The organism is Shinella sp. (genome assembly GCF_052438155.1).
Classification (GTDB): Bacteria; Pseudomonadota; Alphaproteobacteria; order Rhizobiales; family Rhizobiaceae; genus Shinella.
Map to the genome: position 1 here is coordinate 45,363 of NZ_JBQVPI010000004.1, position 18,878 is coordinate 64,240.

Sequence of the window (18,878 nt, forward strand, 5' to 3'; positions counted from 1 at the left end):
TCAGATCCCTCCCCCGCCATCCGGCCCGCTCGGCTCGCTCACACCGGCGCGGCGCGCATTGATCACGGCATCGATATAGACCGAAGGCTGCTGCAGGTTTCGGACGGTCTCCTCCATGTAGCTCATCGCTGGCCCTGCCTTGATGGTCAGTGCGAGCGTCAGGGCGATCAGCAGCATGACGGGCGCCATTTCCATGACAAGCACGCGGGGGACCGTGCCCTCCATCGAGGCCCAGAAGGTGCGGATACCGGCACGCGTCATGGAGATGAGTGCGGCGAGCCCGGACAGGATAAGCAGCCCGACGATCCACCAGGCGGAGGCTGCGATGGGCGCGTCGCCCTGCGCGGTCGGGCCGATCATGCCCGACAGCATGGCAAACTTCGCGACGAAGCCGGAGAGCGGCGGCAGGCCCGACAGCAGGATGCCGCAGGCGGCAAAGCATATGCCGAGCACCGCAATCGTTCCCGGCATGGTTACGCCCACCTCGACCTCTTCGTCCTCCTCGTCCGCGTCGCCATAGGCTTCCATCGTCACGGCGAGAACCGATGCACCGGCGTCCTGCCCGCGCTCGACAAGTTCGATGAGCAGGAAGAAGGCGGCGATGGTGAGCGTGGAGCTTACCATGTAAAAGAGCGCGCCGGCCGTTACCACGCCGTTGTTGAGGCCGAGGACGGCGAGCAGCGTACCCGAGGAGACGAGCACGGAGTAACTCGCCAACCGCCCCAGCGCCTGCGAGGCCAGTACGCCGATCGTCCCGAAGGCGATAGTTGCCATGCCGCCGTAGAGCAGCACGTTGAGGCCGAGACCGGCGGAATCGCCCTGCCCGAAAACCAGCAGCGACAGACGCAGGATGACGTAGATGCCGACCTTGCTCATGATCGCGAATATGCCGGCGACTGGAGCGGTCGCAGCACTGTAGGCGCCCGGCAGCCAGAAATTCAGCGGCCACATGCCGGCCTTGATGAGGAAGACGATGCCGAGAATGCCGGCGCCGGCCTCCAGCAGCATACGCCGCTCGCCTTCGATTTCGCCGATGCGCACGGCGAGGTCCGCCATGTTGAGCGTGCCCGCCGAACCATAGATGGCGCTGACGCCGATCAGGAAGCAGAGTGCTGCCGCAAGGTTGACGGCGATGTAGTGCAGGCCTGCCTTGACGCGCATGGGGCCGGAGCCGTGCATCAGCAAGCCGTAGGAGGCGGCCAGCATCACCTCGAAGAAGACGAAGAGGTTGAACAGGTCGCCCGTCAGGAACGCGCCGTTGAGCCCCATCAGCAGGAACTGGAACAGCGAATGGAAATGCGCGCCCGCGGCGTGCCAGCGGGCGAGCGCGTAGACGAGCGTCGGGATAGCAAGAATCGAGGCGAGGACGAGCATCAACGCCGAGAGCCGATCAACGACCAGCACGATGCCGAAGGGCGCCGGCCAGTTGCCGAGCAGGTAGACGCCCTCGAAACTGCCGTCGCCGTTATTGGCAAGCCGGAACAGGCTGATGGCGACAGCGGCAAGCGCCAGGCCCGAGACGACGCTGATCATGGCCTTGATGACGCGCTCGCGCTCATCGAAGAAGAGCAGCGTCGCGCCGGCGACAAGCGGGATGAGGATCGGCGCGATGATGAGGTGTTGCTGCCAGCCGCTCATTTCGGCTGCTCCCTGCCGTCGACATGATCCGTGCCGGTCAGGCCGCGCGCCGCGAGCAGCACGACGAGAAAGAGCGCCGTCGTCGCAAAGCCGATGACGATGGCGGTCAGCACCAGCGCATGCGGCACCGGATCGGTCACCGCCGAGATGTCGACGCCGTCGCCGAGCAACGGCGCGGCATTGGATTTCACGCCGCCGACGCCGAAGATGAAGAGGTTGACCGCGTAGGACAGCAGCGAAAGGCCGATGATGACCTGATAGGTACGCGGGCGCAGGATGAGCCAGACGCCGGAACCCGTCATGATGCCGATGCCGATCGAAAGGACGAGTTCCATCAGGTTTCCTCCGCCTTGGTGGCTTCGAGGCCGCGGACCCGATGCGTACGTATGGACTGGTGTGCAAGCGCGATCAGGATCAGCACCGTGGCGCCGACGACAAGCGAGAAGACGCCGAGGTCGAACAGCAGCGCGGTTGCTGCCGGCACTTTGCCGATGAACGGCACTTCTATGTATTGCGAATAGGTCGTCAGGAACGGATAGCCGAACAGCCAGGCGCCCATGCCGGTAAGGGCTGCCAGCAGAAGGCCGATGCCCATCCAGCGCAGCGGCAGGATGCGCAGGCGATCCTCCGCCCAGCGCACGCCGCCCGCGAGATATTGCAGCAGGAAGGCGATCGCCATGGTGATGCCAGCGGCAAAGCCACCGCCTGGCAGGTCATGTCCACGCAGGAGCAGGTAGATCGAAAAGGTAATGATGACCGGGAACATCCACTGCATGATCACGGACGGCACGAGCAGATAGTCGCGCACGGTATCGCCGGCCGAACGCTCCGGACGCTCCGCATCATAGGCATTCTGGATGCGCTGCTGCTCCGGCTTGTCCACGCTGTCGGCAGCCGGACGGAAGCGGCGCAGCAGCGCGAAGACGGTCAGCGCCACGATGGCGAGAACCGCAATCTCGCCCAGCGTGTCGAAGCCGCGGAAATCGACGAGGATGACGTTGACCACGTTTCGTCCGCCGCCTTCCGTATAGGCCTTCTCCAGGAAATAGCTGGCGATCGCGTCCGGGACCGGCTGCTTCATGATCGCGTAGGAGAAAACGAACATGCCGAAGCCGCAGGAAATCGCGAGCAGGAAGTCGCGGAAGCGGCGGCTGCGGGCAGTAAACGATACGGAGTTGTCGACCTTCTCCGAACGCTTGGGCAGCCAGCGCAGGCCGAGCAGCAACAGGACCGTCGTGACGATCTCGACGACAAGCTGTGTGATGGCAAGGTCCGGCGCCGACAGCCAGACGAAGGTGATGCAGGTGGTGATGCCCGCACCGCCGAGCAGGACGAGTGCCGCAAGACGGTGATACTTCGCCTGATAGGCGGCACCCAGCGCGCAGAAGGCACCGATGCACCAGACGGCGGCGAAGATCGGATCGACGCCGTCAAAAACCAGCGGCGTCGGCGCAAAGCCGGCGATGTAGAGCGGTACGACACCCGCCAGCAGACCGGCCGTGGCGATGAGGCGCAACTGTGGTTGCAGATTGCGGGTACCCAGACGGCTCTCCATCCAGCGTGCCCATTTCCACGAGACGGTCACCAGCACGCGTTCGAAGATGCGCTGGCCGCCGAGATGACGGAAGAGCGGCGGACCGTCGTCGCACTTGGCAAGATAGTCCTTCAGCACGGCATAAAGCGCGACGCCGCCGACGAGTGCAATCAGGCTCATGATGAGCGGCGTGTTAACCCCATGCCAGACAGCGAGGCTGTATTCCGGCGTGCGGTCGCCAAGCACGGAGACGACGGCCGAATGCAGGAACGGGCCGATCGACAGGCTGGGAATGATGCCGACCACCAGGCAGGCAAGCACCAGGAACTCAATCGGGAAGCGCATCCAGTGCGGCGGCTCGTGGGGTTTCGGCTTCGGCAGGTCGGTCGGTTCCGGACCGAAGAACACCATGTGGATGAAGCGCAGCGAATAGGCGACCGAGAAGGCGCCAGCGAGCACCGCGACATAGGGAAGGATTCGGTCGAGGACAGAATCCGCATGCGTCTCAACCGCTTCGGCAAAGAACATCTCCTTCGAGATGAAGCCGTTGAGCAGCGGCACGCCAGCCATGGCCGCGCTCGCCACCATGGCAAGCGTCCCGGTAATCGGCAGGTATTTTAAGAGCCCGCTTAATCGTCGCATGTCACGCGTGCCGGTCTCGTGGTCGATGATGCCGGCAGCCATGAAGAGCGATGCCTTGAAGGTGGCATGGTTCATCATGTGGAAGATCGCTGCGACAGCCGCAAGCGGACTGCCGAGGCTGAGCAGCGTCGTGATGAGGCCGAGATGGCTGATCGTCGAATAGGCGAGCAGGCCCTTCAGGTCCTGCTGGAACATGGCGAAATAGGCGCCGAGAAGCAGCGTGCTGATGCCGGCGATGCCGAGCAGCATGAACCATTCATAGGTGCCCGACAACGCCGGCCAGAAACGTACGAGCAGGAAGACGCCCGCCTTCACCATGGTCGCGGAATGCAGATAGGCTGAGACCGGCGTCGGCGCCGCCATGGCATTCGGCAGCCAGAAATGGAACGGCACCTGCGCGCTTTTGGTCAGCGCACCCATGAGGATCAGGACGAGCGCGGTGAGATAGAGCGGATGTGCCTTGATCTGGTCGCCGGAGGCGAGCACCACGTCGAGATCGTAGCTGCCGACAATATGGCCGAGCACCAGCAGGCCGGCGAGCAGGCAGAAGCCGCCGATGCCGGTGATCGTCAGCGCCATGCGCGCACCGTCGCGCGCCGCGGCATTGTGGTGCCAGTAGCTGATCAGCAGGAAGGAGAAGATGCTCGTCAGCTCCCAGAAGACCGAGAGCAGGATGATGTTGCCTGACAGCACGATGCCGAGCATCGAGCCCATGAAGGCAAGCAGGAAGGAGAAGAAGCGCGGGACCGGATCCTCTTCCGACATGTAGTATCGCGCATAGAGCACGATGAGGCAGCCGATGCCGGTGATGAGCATGGCGAAGAGCCAGGCAAAGCCATCCATGCGCAGCGTGACGTTCAATCCGAGCTGCGGCAGCCATTCGAGATCGAACCGCACCTTGCCGCCATCGCGCACCGCAGGATAGAGCGCAGCCGTCAGCAGGAGCGCTACAAACGACACGGCGCCCGACATGCGCGCTGCGAGAATGCGGGAATCCGTCCGCAAGAGAATGGTCGCGGCTAGGCTTCCCGCAAAGGGAAGGCAGACAAGCAGGACCAGAATCATTTCACCTGTCATCGGATGATCGATCGCTTTCGAACGTCAGAACTTCTCACATGCCGGCACGCCGGCAACATCGGGAAGACCGCGGCGATCGACGGGAACGATCGAGGCGGCCGTCAGGCGAAATCGCGCGGGGGCGCACGCGCCCGATGCGTCTGGATACGACCATTGCCGATACCGGAAGGCGGAACAATGGCCACGTTGACGGCAATGCCGTTCTGCTGAACGTTCGCCTCTATCGGCAGACAGCCGTGGTCGATTCCGCTGCCATCAAAAGCCATCGCCTTGCCGGCCACGACGCGCTTGCGGCATTCCATATCGGCAAGAGCAGATGAGGTATTCGCCGCCTTCAGCGTGCCATACCGAAGCACTTTCGACGGAGAACTGGCGGCAGTGGGAACCGTCAGCGTCGATATCAACAACAAAAGACAGGTCAGCGAGGTGCAGAGAAGACGAAAAGTCCGACAAGCTGGTCGATGCTGTTGCCCGAATGCCGTCAAACGCCCTGCCTCTCTAGTTCGTCGCTTGTCTTGAAGATTCTGTCATTCGGACAATACGTTGGCGGGATTGGCGCTGTCCACCCGCAAGCACGAAACTTTTCCAAAATTACGCTGTTTCGCTGCAAGGAACGCGATAAAATTCCTTCCCCATCCCTCAAACGGCGATCTTGCCGCAATCCGCTCGGCTTGATGCCATTTCCCTTTGGGCGCATTCTAATCTGGCGAATCGCATGCAGCAGACCTGCTCCCGGAGGCTTCGGCCGGAGCGAAAGGTACGTCGAATATCTGGGCCTGCCGGTCGATGTTTCCCGGTCGTCCAGTGAGTTCCGTGTCCCGGTTACTGCTCGCAAATCTGCGGCATATCCGGCACGGCGTCAGTCCACTCTGGAACGGGGATACACCATGACGGATGCGAAAAGTGAATGGATCAGCAAGCGGGCCTACACCATCTGGGAAGAGGCCGGCCGGCCACATGGCCATGACGCCGACCATTGGGCTCAGGCTGCGCTTGAGCGCGAAGAGTTCGAGCGCGTAGCCCTCGTCTCAGAGGCAACGCCAGCGAGCAGGAAAAAACCGCTGATCGAAATCTCCACGAAGGCCGAGGGAAAGAAGTCAGAGGCGGCCAAGCCGAAGAAGAAGGCGGATGCTGCTGCTGAGAAACCTGCCGCAGCCAAGGCCGTCGCCAAGGCGAAGTCGACCAAGGCTTCGGCAAACAGCAAATTGATCTGAGCGCTTTCACAAGGTGGCGAGCGTTCTGTTGGCAATCGCGCCGGCATAGGCATCGCGCTGGGCCACCTTGTCTTCCAGCGCCGCGATGATGTTATCGGCGAAGTCGACATCGTAAAGGTCGAGCATTGAGTTGAGGCCGCCTGGCGTGAAGACGTTGATCTCTAGGATCTTGTCCCCGACAATATCGAGGCCGACGAGAAACATGCCGTCCTCGATAAGCTTGGGACGGACCATTTCGGCAACCTCCAGGATCTCCGGCGTGATCTCGACTGCGACCGCCGTGCCTGCTGCGTGAATGTTCGACCGCACCTCTCCCTTGGCCGGCACGCGGCGGATGGCAGCATATTTGCCATCCTGCTCCAGCGGACGCCCGTTCATCAGGAAAAGGCGGATGTCCCCTTCGGTTGCCGCCGGCAGGTAGTTCTGGACGATCAGGTATCCCTCGCCGCTGACCGCCTCGAAAATCTGGTTGAGGTTCGCTTCATCGGGAGAACCGATCTTGAAGACGTTCTTGCCGCCGGACCCTTGCAACGGCTTCATGATGACGCCTTCCTTGTGGCTGTCGATGAAGGCGCGAATCTCGTCGATGCTCTTGGAAATCAGCGTTTCCGGGCGAACCGCCCGCGGAAAGCCCTGAAAGTAGAGCTTGTTCTGCGCCAGCGTCAGGCCATCGGGATCGTTGACGACAATGCTACCGCGTGCGGCGGCCAGCCGGCCGAACATTGCGCCGACATGGGCGGCCCAGGGCCGGTCGTCGGCGTCGAGCGACGGGTCGTTGCGAAGGAAAACCACGTCGACGTCGCCCACGTCCATCGTTTCAATGGTTGCGTCGTCGCCCTGGAGGGCGGCGTGAAAACTCTCCGGCTTCTTGTAGCGTTTGCCGGGCAGAACCCGGCCGCGGATGGCGAGACTATCGTCGGCCCGCAGCACGAAGTCGCCGGGCGTTATGTAGCAAATGTCGTGTCCGCGCGCGACCGCCGCCATGGCGAGCGCTGTGGTCGTATAGGTCGGGGTCTCCCCCTCGATCGAGTTGACGAAAAAGGCGATACGCATGGTTGCTCTCCTCAAGCTTCGAGCATGGAAAGGGGTGTGAGACCGGTGCGGGCGCGTTCCAGCCTTGTGCGGCCCCGGTCGGTTTCTAGGCAGAGTGGTCGCAGGATCGGCGCCTTCAGCAGGCCGCGGGCACCAAGCTCCTCCATAACGCTGAAATGGGACGCGGAAATCTTGCCCATCCAGAACGGGTCGAGCGCGCCACCGGCCTTCAGGTGACTGAGCAGTGACAGGAGCCCCCGCAGATAAATCGCATCCTTGGCGAGCCCTCCTCCCCGGAAGACCCGTAGCAGAAGGCCGAATGATGTTTCCGCATCGAAATCATGCTCTTGCACCAAAATTTGAAAGCTTTCGACGAAAGACGCCCCAGCCAGCATGAGATCGCAGCCGATGACGCGGGCAGCCAGCAGGCGCAGGCGCTCCGGCGTAAAACCGCCGGCCAAGAACTCGGCGAAAACCGCAAGTCCCTCCTGCATGCCCTCGTAGCCGGAGAGGCCCGTCCGGAACACACGCAGCCCCTGTGCCGACCCGTTGAAATAGGTGAGAAGATGGACGCCCACTTCGTGGCTGAGCAGCGCCTCGACTCGGTGGCGCATCATGCGCGTGCGACGGGAAATGAGCAGGCGCCGCCCCGACACCAGCAAACCGGCAGGCACGTCGTCGCGCAGTTCGATGGCGGCGTCGAAACCATCGTAGCGAAGGTGATAGTCCAGCATCATCGTGCGTGCGCGGTGCTCGACGTAAAAGCAGTCCACGACCTCGTCATCATCGCCCGAAAGGGAAGGCAGGCGCCTGGCATCGGAGGTTCCATCCAGAACCTCGCGCGCCGCCTTCAACAGCGACGGCTCGACCGGACCGTAAAGCGCGCGTCCGAAGTCGACGAACCGCGCTTTTTCGCGCTCGGCGATCAGCGTCAATTGAAGATCGAGTTCCTGCTGTTTTTCCCGGTAGATCTGGTGCAGCACGGGGTCTTCGAGCCGGTCGAGCGCGATCGAATAAAGCCGGCGCTTTTCCTGCTCCACCAGCAGGCTCAACGGCCGATACAGGAAGCGCGGCGGCTTTTCGAATTTGTTCGCCTTGAATTCCTTCCAGGCCGCATCCGCATTGATTGGGGTGACGGCGAGCAGAAAATCGAAGCTCGAGGCGACCTCATCCATCCCGCGGTCCGCCCGTTCGACGGCATCGATGAACGCCTTGCGGCCAAAGGCACGGTAAGTGGTCGGCTTCGGGAAACCATCCGCATCGAGAAACGCTGCGAAGGCGCGCAGGCCCGCATCGAGGAAATTGTCGATGAGACGTTCGCGCAAATCCGGATAGGTGGCGTCCGATCCGGTGACGCGGTAGATCGGCGCGAAACGCAGCGTCAGAAGCGGCAGCCGCAGCGCCAGAAGCTCAGGGCGCACGCACGGATCGTCCTCGGCGGCGCAAAGCTCGACATGCGGCGTGCGAAAACGGGCCTCGAACCCCTTCACCGCCGCCTCGAACGCTCCGAGCGCCCGCTTCGCCGCAATGCCTGAAGTTGCCGACAGCATGACTTCGAAGGGTTGCAGAAACGGCGCATCGTCGCAAAGCAATCGGTCGCGGTCGAATTCGTCCACATCGAGCAGCACGAAGGTACCGAATTTCCGGCGGAGAGCCTCTGCAATCGGTACGATGAGTTCAACCGCATCCTCGATGCGGCTTACAAGCAGATAGGAAGCGTTTGCGGCCGCAACCTCGCGGGCCACGATATGGCCGCCCGGATCCCCGGCATGCAGGCACAGGAACGGCAACGGCCGGTCGATATGCAGGCGTCCCCCGTCGAGATCCCGGCGCACGGATTTCCCGGCCTCGAGCGCCTCGACCACTTCTTCGACGAGAGACTTCTCTTTCTTTCGTCGTGGCTTGCGGGCCGTCTTGGTGGGGCTCATGCGACCTCCCGCAGCGCCCTTTCGAGCACTGGCACGGATCCGGCTATCAGCGCGCCAAACGCCGCGATGGCCTGCCAGTCCGGTGCGCCCGTCCACTCATCCATGAAAATCTTCTTGAATTCGATCGCGATGGCGCAGCCGGTTTCGGGAAACCGCTCATGGATGAACCGCGTCTGCTCACCGCGCCCCTGGAAGGCGATGTTCTCGCGCACATCCAATCTATGGCCGAGAAAATCGAAATCGGCAGCAAAGCCCATGAACGCATCGACAACCGGCGCCCAGCGGTCGCGGTCCATCGAGATGGTGCCCATATTGATCTCCGGCGCGTCGCTCGCCTCGGTCGAGGCGGCCGCCGCTCCGGCCCGGCGATGGTTGTAGCTATGAATGTCGAGCACGATGAAACGGCCGTATTGCGCCGTGACACCCTGCAGGTAGTTTTCCAGCATGTCGTAATAGGCGTCGTGAACGGCGAGCGTCTCTGCGATCTCCGCATCGGAGGGCGTTTCGCGCCAGACCTTCAGTCCCCAGGCCTGCTCGGGCCGGAGATAGAAAGCCCCATCCCGGGCACGATTGAGGTCTACCTCGAAACGGGAACGATGAAAGACGATACGGTTTTGAAGATCGCGGATGGTTTGCGCGGTGAAGGGATCCTCTTCACGCAGGCGTTCATCCTCCTTGAGCGCCATTTTCGACAGGAGATTTTCACGAACCGCATGGCCATCGTGAATGGCTGTCGCCACCACGGGCGACGCGCCCCGGTGCGTCGTCCACCAGGCTTTCGTGTTTTCGCCTGCGGCATCATCCAACATTCGCTTCGCCCTGCCCTGTTCCAGTCGGCAAAGGAATGCCTGACGAAGATGTTCGTTCCAATCGTCGCGACGTCGTGGCCTCTTGGACACAAGGACAAAGCACTCTATCTGAACGGTCAACACCGTTTGTGATGAGGAACCTCGTGCGCTCGATCTACATGCTGGCTGGCCTGCTGATGACAGCGCTCGGCATCGTCGGGGCCTTCCTGCCTCTGCTGCCCACAACGCCGTTCCTGCTGGTCGCCGTCTGGTGCTTTTCCCGCTCCTCGCCCCGCCTGGAGCAGTGGCTTCTCAACCATCGCACGCTCGGCCCGCCGTTGAGAAACTGGCAGCGCGAGGGAGCGATCGCCGCGCGTGCGAAATTCGTCGCGGTTTCTCTCATTGCGGTGAGTTACGGCTTCTTCTGGTACCGCACGCAGCCCTCACCGCTTCTCGCTGCCATCGTCGGGCTCATCCTGTCGGGGAGCGTGCTCTTCATTCTGACCCGGCCACTGCCGAAATGATCGCCTATGTCGCGACACAAAAAGGAAACGAGACATGACGATGAAAAGTGGGCCTCCGATCATCGTCTGGTTCCGCAAGGATTTGCGCACAGACGACAACCCTGCTCTGATCGCTGCGGCCGAGACCGGCCGTCCCGTCATCACGCTCTACATACGCGAGCCGGAGGAAGCTGGTACCGGTCCGCTTGGGGCGGCGCAGGACTGGTGGCTGCATCACTCGCTGACCTCCCTTGGCGGGACGCTCAAGAGGCTTGGTACGCCCCTCACCCTTCGCAGTGGAGCGGCGAGCAAAGTTCTCGATGACCTGATCAGCGATACCGGCGCCGACAGCGTCTACTGGAACCGCAGGCACAATCCAGCCGGCGTGAAAATCGACATGGATATCAAGGCAGCACTCAAGGCGCGTGGTGTCAACGCCAGCAGCTTCGCGGCGGAATTGCTGCACGACCCGATGCGCCTGCTGACTGGAGAAAAGAAGCCGTACCGCGTCTATACGCCCTTCTGGAAAGCACTGGAGCGGGACGGAGAACCATACGAGCCGGTCGATGCGCCGAAAAAACTGACGCCTCCCACGACAGCTCCAAAATCGGAGGTACTGGACGATTGGCAGCTGCTGCCGACGAAACCGGACTGGGCAGCCTCTTTCAGCGACATCTGGACGCCGGGAGAAGGCGCGGCACGCGAGCGCCTTGACGACTTCGCCGATGGTGCAATCGACGGCTACAAGACGGATCGCGATTTTCCGGCAATCGATGCCACATCCATGCTGTCGCCCCATCTTGCGTTCGGCGAAATCTCCCCCGCCCGCGTCTGGCACGCGACCCGTGGCCTGACGTCAGCGAAGGACGATGTCGTGCATTTCCGCAAGGAACTGGCATGGCGTGAGTTCTGCTACCATCTGCATTTTCATTTCCCGGAACTGGCAGAAAAGAACTGGAACGACCGGTTCGACGCCTTTCCATGGGAGGCGGCGGGCAAGAATTTCAGGCTCTGGACACGCGGTATGACCGGATACCCCATCGTCGATGCGGGGATGCGGCAGCTCTGGAAACATGGCTGGATGCACAATCGCGTGCGCATGATCACCGCTTCCTTCCTGATCAAGCACCTGATGATCGACTGGCGACACGGCGAAAAATGGTTTCGCGACACGCTTGTGGATGCCGATGCCGCGTCGAATGCGGCAAACTGGCAATGGGTGGCGGGCTCCGGCGCGGACGCCTCGCCGTTTTTCCGCATCTTTAACCCGATCCTGCAGGGGGAAAAGTTCGATCCCGATGGGACTTACGTACGCAGCTTCGTGCCGGAGCTGGAAGAACTGGATTCCGCCTGGATCCACAAGCCCTTCGATGCGCCGGAAAATGCCCTCAGCGAAGGCGGCGTAGACCTCGGAAAAACCTATCCCAAGCCGATCGTCGACCATCGCAAGGCCCGCGAACGCGCACTCGCAGCCTACAAATCGCTGAAGAACGATTGAATTAGTCGTTGCGCGCAAGCGCCGAGGCAAGCAGCGAGACAAACGCATCGCCCGCCTCTTCGAGCGCACCGCTGTTGTCGATGACGACGGTATCGGCCGTGACGACGATTTCCGGCACGGCACGCTCAAGCCGCCTGGCGATCGCCTCGGTGCTTTCCCGGCCTCTCGCTGCAAGGCGGGCAGCGAGAATGTCGGGGCGGGCGGTGACGAGCACGACCTTCAGCCGCGGATAGGCCTCGGCAAAAGCCGGCAGTGCCGAGCGGCTGCCATTAGCGACCAGCGTCACGCCTTGTCCCAACTGCTCCAGGGTTTCGCGCGGAATGCCGTAAGACAATCCGTGCGCGTCCCAGCAAACGGCAAAGGCGCCTTCGGCCGCGTGTTGGCGAAAACCATCCGCATCGATCGCCTCATGCGCCTCCCCGCCGGCATCCGCCGGGCGGGTGATGACACGGCGCACGAAGCGCACGCGCGCCTCTTCGGCAAAATGCTGTGCGGCGTAGGACATCACGCTGTCCTTGCCGGCCCCGCTCGGGCCGACCACGACAACCATCGTGCCCGCCGCGACAGGCGATGGCCGCACGACGACCTCTTCGGCGGCCATAGTCATGCCACCCGCTTGCCCTGGCGCCAGACCGAACGCACGACCGGCACGCCTGACGGACGGCGGACGCGGGCGAGATCGGCACGAAGGCCCGTGGCAATGGCGCCGCGATCGTCGAGACCGACCGTGCGGGCGGGCGTCGTCGAAACCATGGCGATCGCCTTCGGCAGGCTCATGCCCTCGTCGGCGAGGATGAACGGTGCATGCATCAGGCTGAACGGCACGTAATCCGACGAGAGCACGTCGAGCACTCCCATATTCGCCAGATCGCGGGCGGCGATGTTGCCGGAATGCGACTTGCCGCGCACGATATTCGGGGCGCCCATCAGCACGCTCATGCCGGCGCCGTGCGATGCTTTCGCAGCCTCGAAGCTCGTCGGGAATTCGGCAAGGCGGATGCCGTAGCCGATCGCTTCTTCGACATGCTCCAGCGTCGCGTCGTCATGGCTTGCGACCGAGATGTTGCGCGCGGCACAGGAGGCGGCGATCGCGTCACGGTGCGGCTTGGCGTAGCGGGCGGAAAGGTCCTGCTGGCGCTTGCAGAAGGCGTCGAACTCATCGTCGGTGAGGCCGCGCTTCTTCTTGTAGTAGAGGATATATTGTTCCAGCGTCTGGAACTGGCGCTGGCCGGGTGCGTGGTCCATCAGCGAGACGAGGCGGACCATCGGGTCGTTCTCGAATTCCTCGTAGTGCTCCAGCACATTGTCGGTCGAAACCTCGCAGCGCAGGTGGATGAGGTGTTCGGCGCGCAGGCGATCTTCGGCCTGCGCTTCGGCGATGGCGCTGGCCATGGCCCGCATCTCGCCCTTCTCGAAACCGCCGTCCTCGTCCGATCCCATGCGCAGGCAGTCGAAGACGGTGGTGATGCCCGAGGTGACGACCTGGGCGTCATGCGACTGGATGGCGGCCGTCAGGCCCCAGCGCACGCCGGGACGCGGCGAGTAGTGGGCTTCGAGGTGATCGGTGTGCAGTTCCACGAGGCCGGGGAGCAGGAAGTCGCCTTCCATGTCCTCGCCGGCGGCGGAAGCACCTTCCGAGATGTCGGCGATGAGACCATCGCGCAACACCAGCGTGCCGTCGAGGATCTTGTCCTCAAGCACGATACGGGCATTGGAGAGAACGATTTCGCGGGTCATGTCAGGCGGTCTTTCTGTTGGCTGCTCCACCCAGCGGGAAGAGCGAATGGACGGTGAAATCGGCGCCGCGCGACTGTTCACGGAAGAGCGCGAGGCCATGAATTGCCAGCGGGCGGTCGTGGAAATCGGCGAATTGATCGAGAAGCACGCCTTCGACGGCATCGCGGCGCTCGGCCGGCACGCGTCCCGTCAGCGTCATGTGGAAGCGGAACTCGTCGAACACGTAGGGATAGCCCCATTGCACGAGGTTCTGTCGCTCGGCGCCGGTCAGTTCGTCGGGCTTGCGGCGCGCGATATCGGCGGAGGTGAGCGGCGCACGGAAGCGCTCGAAACGGCGCACGACCTCGCCGGCAAAGCTGTGCAGCGGCTCGCAGTGATCGCCGGGTACCAGCGCAAAGAAGGAACCGAGGCGCCCGACGACAAGCTCGGGGATTTCAAATGGCTCGACTTCGGAGACGAAGCGCCCGACCTCGGCCACCAACTCGGCCTCCGTGCGGCCTTCGGCAAGCGAAAACGGCGCCTTCAGCGTCGCATGAAAGCCATAGCGGCGCGGGTCTGCCGTCAGTCCTGCGAGTGTGGCCGCATCAAAACCCTGCACGGACAGCTGCGCAAGCGTGGCACCCGTAAACGCGTTGCGCCCCAACCAGCGCTGGGCGGAAAGGGTCAGCGGATCGCTTGCGGACGGGGTGAAGTAGAGGGCGTAACGCAATGGCTCATTCCTATGCAATTCAGAAGATGCCGCCGGACCGGCGACATCGAACCTTGTAGGGATTCGTGTGGCAGCATCATGCCGCCTCACGGGTCTTTCGTTTTTCGCACGTCCGGACGCAAAACCGCTCTACGCTTTTGCTGGACTGCTCAGTGCGCCGGTTTTCCCATCAGGCGCGAACGCAGCGCATTCGAGATACCGTCGAAGACGAAGACCACGATGAGGATGAGCAGCACCATGTAGGCGACGTTCTCCCAGTCGGAATTCGTGCGCATCGCTTCCCAGAGCTTGAGACCGATGCCACCCGCGCCGACCGCGCCGATAATGGTCGCGGAGCGGGTGTTCGATTCCCAGAAGTAGAGCGCCTGCGAGGCAAAGAGCGGCATGACCTGCGGCAGCACACCGTAGCGTTGTACGGCAATCGGGGCTGCCCCTACCGATTTCACACCCTCGCGCTGCTTGTCGTCAATGTTCTCCAGCGCTTCGGAATAGAGTTTTCCGAGCGTGCCGGTATCGGTGAAGAAGATCGCCGACATGCCGGCGAGCGGCCCCGGACCGAAGGCGCGGGTGAAGAACAGCGCCCAGATCAGCATGTCGACGGAGCGCAGGAAATCGAACAGGCGTTTGGTGACCTGGTTGGAGATCCAGTTGCGCGTGATGTTGCGCGCCGCAAGGAAAGCGAGCGGGAAGGCCAGCAGCATGGCGAACAGCGTGCCGACAAAGGCCATGACGATGGTCTGGAGCAGCTTCGTCCAAACGTCGAGATGCTGCCATTCCGCGTTGTAGAGAATGTTGTTCCAGGCGAGCGAGAGGTTCGATTGCTTCGCGTCGATCCGGTCTCCCGAGGTGATCAGCGAGACGACTTCCGAAGTCGACTTTCCATGGAAGGGCGAGTTCGTGTCGAAGATGAAGTTCGCCCAGCCGAGGAAGCGCCTGCGGATGCTGATATCGCCCGGCTCGATCTCGCCCCAGCCGGCAAAGCCAAATGCAAGCGTGATCTTCTGACCTGGCGTCTTCTGCGTCGCCCAGGCTGGAAGTGCGCCCTCGACTGCCATCTCGGCCCCATCCATATCGACGACCAGCGTCTCGCCGGCATGCTGCACGGTCACACGCTCCGGCACGACCTCGACGCTCGTCGAGGAATTGAGCGTGATCTTTGCACGCTTGACCACCTCTTCGTCGCGCGTCGTCGCGGTTGCCAGGCCTTCCACGGCAGCCGCCGAGCCGCCGAGGGTGGCGCCGGTTCCCATGAAGCCCATGGATGCCGGTTTCTTGGCCGCCGTGCTTGCGGCATCTGCGGCCGGCGTGGTGCGGGTCATCGTACCAAGCTCGATCTCCACCCAGTCCGGCGCGGCATTGGGTCCGAGCGGCGAAAAGCGTGGATAGGTGAGCTTCATGGCGCCATCGGGAGCGATCGCCACTTCCGGGCGCACCTCGTAGGAAACCCAGTCGGCGAGATAGGTGCCGGCAATGTTCCAGTTGGCCGTGGTCAGCACATGGCCGATGGCAAAGAACCACCAGCAATAGAGCGCGTAGAGCACGAAGCCGCCGGTGATGATGGCGACGCGAAAACGTTGCCAGAACGAGCGGTGGAAGACGGCCGGATGGCGTGCCGCGATCTCATCCATCTGTGCGGGATTGAGGGTCGTCATGGCACACTCCTATTGGGCCAGCCGGAAGGCATGATCGCCCACGAGCTTGCGGCGCAGCCAGGCGGAAAACTGGTCGACGGCGATGATGGTGATGAGGAGAAGCAGCACGATGGCAAGCGTCTTCGCCTGATGGTTCTGGCCGATCGACAGGCGCAGCAATTCGCCGATACCGCCGCCGCCGACGGCGCCGATGATCGTCGAGGCACGCACGTTGATTTCGAGGCGCAGCAGGAAATAGCTCACGAAGTTCGGCAGGACCTGCGGCACGATGCCGAACCAGACGCGCTCGATCCAGCTGGCGCCGACGGCGCGAAGCCCCTCCTCCGCCTTCATGTCAGCATTCTCGACCACCTCGAAGAACAGCTTTCCGAGTGCGCCGACCGTGTGGATCGACACGGCGATGACGGCTGGGAGAGGCCCAAGGGAAAGAATGGCGAGGAAGAAGCCGGCGAGCACCACTTCCGGGAACGCGCGCAGGATTTCCATGAAACGGCGAACGAAGCCGCGCAGCAGGCGGTTGGCGACGAGGTTCTTGGCGGCCAGGAAACAAAGCAGGAAACCGAAGACCATGCCGATCAGCGTGGAGAACAGCGCGATGTTCAGCGTCTCCAGCATCTTGTGGAAATATTCCGGGATGTAGAAGCTCTCGGTGAGATAGAGCCGGCCTTCGGGATAATTGTACTTGAAGCTGCCGTCATCATAGGGCGACGGTAGATCGAACAGCGCGCGGAACACTTCGAAGCCATCGCGCGGCACCATGTCGCCGACGAAGTCGAAGAGATAGGGCAGCCGGTCGAAGAATTTGCCGGCATTCGTCTCGTTGGCGAACCAGAGCGAACCGGAAAGTGCAACAGCAAGGATGGCGAGCCCGAGCCAGGTGTAGAGGCGGCGCCGTGCGTTCAACTCCTGCCAGTGCCGCTCGATGAGAGCGCCCTTCTCGCTGAAGCCGTCGTGAAGCGTGTTCAAGGCCATGTCTGTTCCGCCTGGGCTCAAAAAAGACGAGGCGCCGGCCGGGTTGCGGCCGGCGCCAGTGTCTGCGTGGCTATCAGCCGCCGATCGTTGCCTTGCGGGCGTCGATGATCGGCTTGTAGAAGTCGACGTTGACTTCCGTGAACGCGGTGAAGTCGCCGCCCATGACGGCGGAGAAGCAGGCTGCGTCCTTCTTCGGCAGGTCGAGCATGAACTGCTTGAACTTCGCCTTGGTCTCGTCAGCCATCGAGGTGCGAACGACGATCGGGCCGTTCGGGATCAGCGGCGACTTCCAGAGTTCGACGATGTCGTTCATGTCGAGAATGCCCTTCTCGACCATCTTGTGCAGGTTGCCGGACGTATAACCGTCCTTCCACTCGCCAACGCCCGAACCGAAGGTCGTGCCGGCATCGAAGGTGCCCTTCAGCACTTCGAGGACGAGGTTTTCGTGACCGCCGCCGAAGCCGGTTTCAGCGAAATATTCCTTGACCGGGCCGCCGATGGCTTCCGGCAGGGTGACGAGCGGTACGAGGTAGCCCGAGGTCGAGTCCGGGTCGGCGAAGCCGAGCTTCTTGCCCTTGAGGTCTTCGAGCTTGGTGATGCCGGAATCCTTGCGGGCGACCATGATCGAGTGGTAGCCGGTCGAGCCGTCGGTCTGGACGGTCGTCAGGATCGGCTCGACGGCGTCAGCCTTCGCGAGGTAGATCTTGGCAAAGCCGGACGCGCCGAGTTCGGCGTAGTCGAGCGTGCCGCCGAGCAGGCCCTGGATAACGCCGTCATAGTCGGCAGCCGGGAAGAACGAGACCTTCTCGAAGCCGAGTTCGGCCTTCAGGTGATCGCCGAGGCACTGGTAGTTACGCAGGCGGTCGGCTTCGTTTTCGCCGCCGATGATACCGACGCGGAATTCCTTGAGGTCTTCAGCCTGGACGTGGCCGGCGAGCGCGATGAGCGCGACGGCGCCGAGAAGTACTTTCTTCAGCATGGTCTCTCTCCTGTTTGACCGGCTTTGCCGGACTGGAAGTTGTCTGACCCTTTACGCGGGTCGTTCGATCCCGGCGAGGCTCAGAGCCCGGCCAGTGCCAGCGGTGTCGGGCTGGCGGATTCCTTGATATTGTCCTGACGGGCCGGGTTGCGGATCGCCGTGGAGGTGAGGCTCTCGTCGATCTCCGCGCCATCGGCGCCCGTGCCGTAGATCGTGCGCACCGCTTCGCTGTCGAGTTCGCGTGCCGATCCGTCGAACACGACGCGGCCGTGCGCCATGCCGATGATGCGTTCGCAATAGGCGCGTGCCGTGTCGAGCGTATGAAGGTTGGTGATGACGGTGATGCCCTCGCGCTCGTTGATGTCGCGCAGCGCGTCCATCACGATCTTGGCGTTCAGCGGGTCGAGCGAGGCGATCGGCTCGTCGGCGAGGAGCATCTTCGGGTTCTGCATCAGGGCGCGGGCAATCGCCACGCGCTGCTGCTGCCCGCCGGACAGCGTGCCGGCCGGCTGGAGCGCCGTCTGCTCGATGCCTAGGCGCTCGAGGGCGGCAATCGCCATGATGCGCTCTTCGCGGGTGAAGAGATTGAGGATGCTGAGCGTCGTCGAACGGTGGTTGAGGCGGCCGAGCAGCACGTTGGTCAGGACGTCGAGGCGCGGCACGAGGTTGAACTGCTGGAAGATCATCGCACAGTCACGCTGCCAGTTGCGTAAGCCCGAACCGCGCAACGACGAGACCACGACGTCGTTGAAGTGGATCGAGCCTTCACTCGGATCGGCAAGACGGTTGATCATGCGCAGCATGGTGGACTTGCCGGCACCCGAGCGGCCGATGACGCCGACCATCTGGCCCTGCGGGATGTCGAAGGTCACAGCGTCGACCGCAACGCGCTCGCCAAAACGGCGGGTGACATTCTTCAGTCGGAACATGGCGGATCCCTCATAATTTCCAGTAATGAGCCCATGGTGGGGCGAT

17 protein-coding genes are annotated in these 18,878 nt (G+C 62.7%); 3 read left to right on the top strand and 14 right to left on the bottom strand.

What is annotated here, in order from left to right:
* From ACT6VE_RS09165 to ACT6VE_RS09180, 4 genes are all read right to left on the bottom strand, one after another.
* Nucleotides 1-1,638 (bottom strand): monovalent cation/H+ antiporter subunit D, encoded by a 1,638-nt coding sequence (locus ACT6VE_RS09165; protein ID WP_444798308.1) that lies wholly within the window; start codon nucleotides 1,636-1,638, stop codon nucleotides 1-3.
* Nucleotides 1,635-1,973: a Na+/H+ antiporter subunit C gene (locus ACT6VE_RS09170; RefSeq protein ID WP_444798309.1), complete on the bottom strand. Its 339-nt coding sequence runs from the start codon at nucleotides 1,971-1,973 to the stop codon at nucleotides 1,635-1,637. Before ACT6VE_RS09170 ends, ACT6VE_RS09165 begins: the two co-directional genes overlap by 4 nt.
* On the bottom strand, nucleotides 1,973-4,891 hold the full coding sequence (locus tag ACT6VE_RS09175) for a monovalent cation/H+ antiporter subunit A (RefSeq protein ID WP_444798310.1): 2,919 nt from the start codon (nucleotides 4,889-4,891) through the stop codon (nucleotides 1,973-1,975). The genes ACT6VE_RS09170 and ACT6VE_RS09175 overlap by 1 nt, the downstream gene beginning before the upstream one ends.
* Nucleotides 4,892-4,992: 101 nt before the next feature.
* Nucleotides 4,993-5,376 carry a hypothetical protein gene (locus tag ACT6VE_RS09180; RefSeq protein WP_444798311.1) on the bottom strand — a complete coding sequence of 128 codons (384 nt, stop codon included), beginning with the start codon at nucleotides 5,374-5,376 and terminating at the stop codon, nucleotides 4,993-4,995.
* Between the two features lie 402 nt (nucleotides 5,377-5,778).
* On the opposite strand from ACT6VE_RS09180, the gene ACT6VE_RS09185 reads away from it, so the two are divergent.
* Nucleotides 5,779-6,105 (top strand): DUF2934 domain-containing protein, encoded by a 327-nt coding sequence (locus ACT6VE_RS09185; protein ID WP_444798312.1) that lies wholly within the window; start codon nucleotides 5,779-5,781, stop codon nucleotides 6,103-6,105.
* Nucleotides 6,106-6,111: 6 nt separating this feature from the next.
* Here ACT6VE_RS09185 and ACT6VE_RS09190 read toward each other — a convergent pair whose 3' ends face one another.
* Genes ACT6VE_RS09190 through ACT6VE_RS09200 form a run of 3 tightly spaced genes read right to left on the bottom strand, consistent with a single transcriptional unit; the run spans nucleotide 6,112 to nucleotide 9,874 of the window.
* Entirely contained in the window at nucleotides 6,112-7,158 is a 1,047-nt protein-coding gene (locus tag ACT6VE_RS09190) for a glutathione synthase (protein WP_444798313.1), read from the bottom strand.
* Nucleotides 7,159-7,169: 11 nt separating this feature from the next.
* The gene (locus tag ACT6VE_RS09195; RefSeq protein ID WP_444798314.1) at nucleotides 7,170-9,065 is read right to left on the bottom strand and encodes a flavohemoglobin expression-modulating QEGLA motif protein; all 1,896 of its coding nucleotides are present in this window, start codon (nucleotides 9,063-9,065) and stop codon (nucleotides 7,170-7,172) included.
* Complete coding sequence (locus ACT6VE_RS09200) at nucleotides 9,062-9,874, bottom strand: N-formylglutamate amidohydrolase (RefSeq protein ID WP_444798315.1); 813 nt, start codon at nucleotides 9,872-9,874, stop codon at nucleotides 9,062-9,064. Before ACT6VE_RS09200 ends, ACT6VE_RS09195 begins: the two co-directional genes overlap by 4 nt.
* 143 nt (nucleotides 9,875-10,017) lie before the next feature.
* On the opposite strand from ACT6VE_RS09200, the gene ACT6VE_RS09205 reads away from it, so the two are divergent.
* Complete coding sequence (locus ACT6VE_RS09205) at nucleotides 10,018-10,377, top strand: YbaN family protein (protein WP_444798316.1); 360 nt, start codon at nucleotides 10,018-10,020, stop codon at nucleotides 10,375-10,377.
* Between the two features lie 34 nt (nucleotides 10,378-10,411).
* Nucleotides 10,412-11,854 (top strand): cryptochrome/photolyase family protein, encoded by a 1,443-nt coding sequence (locus tag ACT6VE_RS09210; protein ID WP_444798317.1) that lies wholly within the window; start codon nucleotides 10,412-10,414, stop codon nucleotides 11,852-11,854.
* A 1-nt stretch (nucleotide 11,855) separates the two neighbouring features.
* On the opposite strand, the gene phnN is transcribed toward ACT6VE_RS09210, so the two are convergent.
* The 7 genes from phnN to phnC all read right to left on the bottom strand — a co-directional run bounded on the left by phnN (nucleotide 11,856) and on the right by phnC (nucleotide 18,832).
* Nucleotides 11,856-12,461 (bottom strand): phosphonate metabolism protein/1,5-bisphosphokinase (PRPP-forming) PhnN, encoded by a 606-nt coding sequence (gene phnN, locus ACT6VE_RS09215; protein ID WP_444798318.1) that lies wholly within the window; start codon nucleotides 12,459-12,461, stop codon nucleotides 11,856-11,858.
* Nucleotides 12,458-13,591: an alpha-D-ribose 1-methylphosphonate 5-triphosphate diphosphatase gene (locus ACT6VE_RS09220; protein WP_444798319.1), complete on the bottom strand. Its 1,134-nt coding sequence runs from the start codon at nucleotides 13,589-13,591 to the stop codon at nucleotides 12,458-12,460. Before ACT6VE_RS09220 ends, phnN begins: the two co-directional genes overlap by 4 nt.
* Nucleotide 13,592: 1 nt before the next feature.
* Nucleotides 13,593-14,300: a DUF1045 domain-containing protein gene (locus tag ACT6VE_RS09225; RefSeq protein ID WP_444798320.1), complete on the bottom strand. Its 708-nt coding sequence runs from the start codon at nucleotides 14,298-14,300 to the stop codon at nucleotides 13,593-13,595.
* 149 nt (nucleotides 14,301-14,449) lie between these two features.
* Nucleotides 14,450-15,952 (bottom strand): phosphonate ABC transporter, permease protein PhnE, encoded by a 1,503-nt coding sequence (gene phnE / locus ACT6VE_RS09230; RefSeq protein WP_444798321.1) that lies wholly within the window; start codon nucleotides 15,950-15,952, stop codon nucleotides 14,450-14,452.
* A 9-nt stretch (nucleotides 15,953-15,961) separates the two neighbouring features.
* Nucleotides 15,962-16,924, bottom strand: coding sequence for a phosphonate ABC transporter, permease protein PhnE (gene phnE, locus ACT6VE_RS09235; protein WP_444798322.1), 963 nt, complete (start codon nucleotides 16,922-16,924; stop codon nucleotides 15,962-15,964).
* 73 nt (nucleotides 16,925-16,997) lie between these two features.
* Nucleotides 16,998-17,903 (bottom strand): phosphonate ABC transporter substrate-binding protein, encoded by a 906-nt coding sequence (gene phnD, locus ACT6VE_RS09240; RefSeq protein WP_069062973.1) that lies wholly within the window; start codon nucleotides 17,901-17,903, stop codon nucleotides 16,998-17,000.
* Nucleotides 17,904-17,983: 80 nt separating this feature from the next.
* On the bottom strand, nucleotides 17,984-18,832 hold the full coding sequence (phnC, locus tag ACT6VE_RS09245; protein WP_444798323.1) for a phosphonate ABC transporter ATP-binding protein: 849 nt from the start codon (nucleotides 18,830-18,832) through the stop codon (nucleotides 17,984-17,986).
* Nucleotides 18,833-18,878: the final 46 nt, after the last annotated feature.

What these genes read in the sequence shown, in the direction of transcription:
- phnD (WP_069062973.1), bottom strand. Translation starts at nt 17,903, where the DNA reads ATGCTGAAGAAAGTACTTCTCGGCGCCGTCGCGCTCATCGCGCTCGCC.
- ACT6VE_RS09175 (WP_444798310.1), bottom strand. Translation starts at nt 4,891, where the DNA reads ATGACAGGTGAAATGATTCTGGTCCTGCTTGTCTGCCTTCCCTTTGCG.
- ACT6VE_RS09195 (WP_444798314.1), bottom strand. Translation starts at nt 9,065, where the DNA reads ATGAGCCCCACCAAGACGGCCCGCAAGCCACGACGAAAGAAAGAGAAG.
- ACT6VE_RS09185 (WP_444798312.1), top strand. Translation starts at nt 5,779, where the DNA reads ATGACGGATGCGAAAAGTGAATGGATCAGCAAGCGGGCCTACACCATC.
- ACT6VE_RS09220 (WP_444798319.1), bottom strand. Translation starts at nt 13,591, where the DNA reads ATGACCCGCGAAATCGTTCTCTCCAATGCCCGTATCGTGCTTGAGGAC.
- ACT6VE_RS09210 (WP_444798317.1), top strand. Translation starts at nt 10,412, where the DNA reads ATGACGATGAAAAGTGGGCCTCCGATCATCGTCTGGTTCCGCAAGGAT.
- phnE (WP_444798321.1), bottom strand. Translation starts at nt 15,952, where the DNA reads ATGACGACCCTCAATCCCGCACAGATGGATGAGATCGCGGCACGCCAT.
- ACT6VE_RS09170 (WP_444798309.1), bottom strand. Translation starts at nt 1,973, where the DNA reads ATGGAACTCGTCCTTTCGATCGGCATCGGCATCATGACGGGTTCCGGC.
- ACT6VE_RS09165 (WP_444798308.1), bottom strand. Translation starts at nt 1,638, where the DNA reads ATGAGCGGCTGGCAGCAACACCTCATCATCGCGCCGATCCTCATCCCG.
- phnE (WP_444798322.1), bottom strand. Translation starts at nt 16,924, where the DNA reads ATGGCCTTGAACACGCTTCACGACGGCTTCAGCGAGAAGGGCGCTCTC.
- phnN (WP_444798318.1), bottom strand. Translation starts at nt 12,461, where the DNA reads ATGACTATGGCCGCCGAAGAGGTCGTCGTGCGGCCATCGCCTGTCGCG.
- ACT6VE_RS09200 (WP_444798315.1), bottom strand. Translation starts at nt 9,874, where the DNA reads ATGTTGGATGATGCCGCAGGCGAAAACACGAAAGCCTGGTGGACGACG.
- phnC (WP_444798323.1), bottom strand. Translation starts at nt 18,832, where the DNA reads ATGTTCCGACTGAAGAATGTCACCCGCCGTTTTGGCGAGCGCGTTGCG.
- ACT6VE_RS09190 (WP_444798313.1), bottom strand. Translation starts at nt 7,158, where the DNA reads ATGCGTATCGCCTTTTTCGTCAACTCGATCGAGGGGGAGACCCCGACC.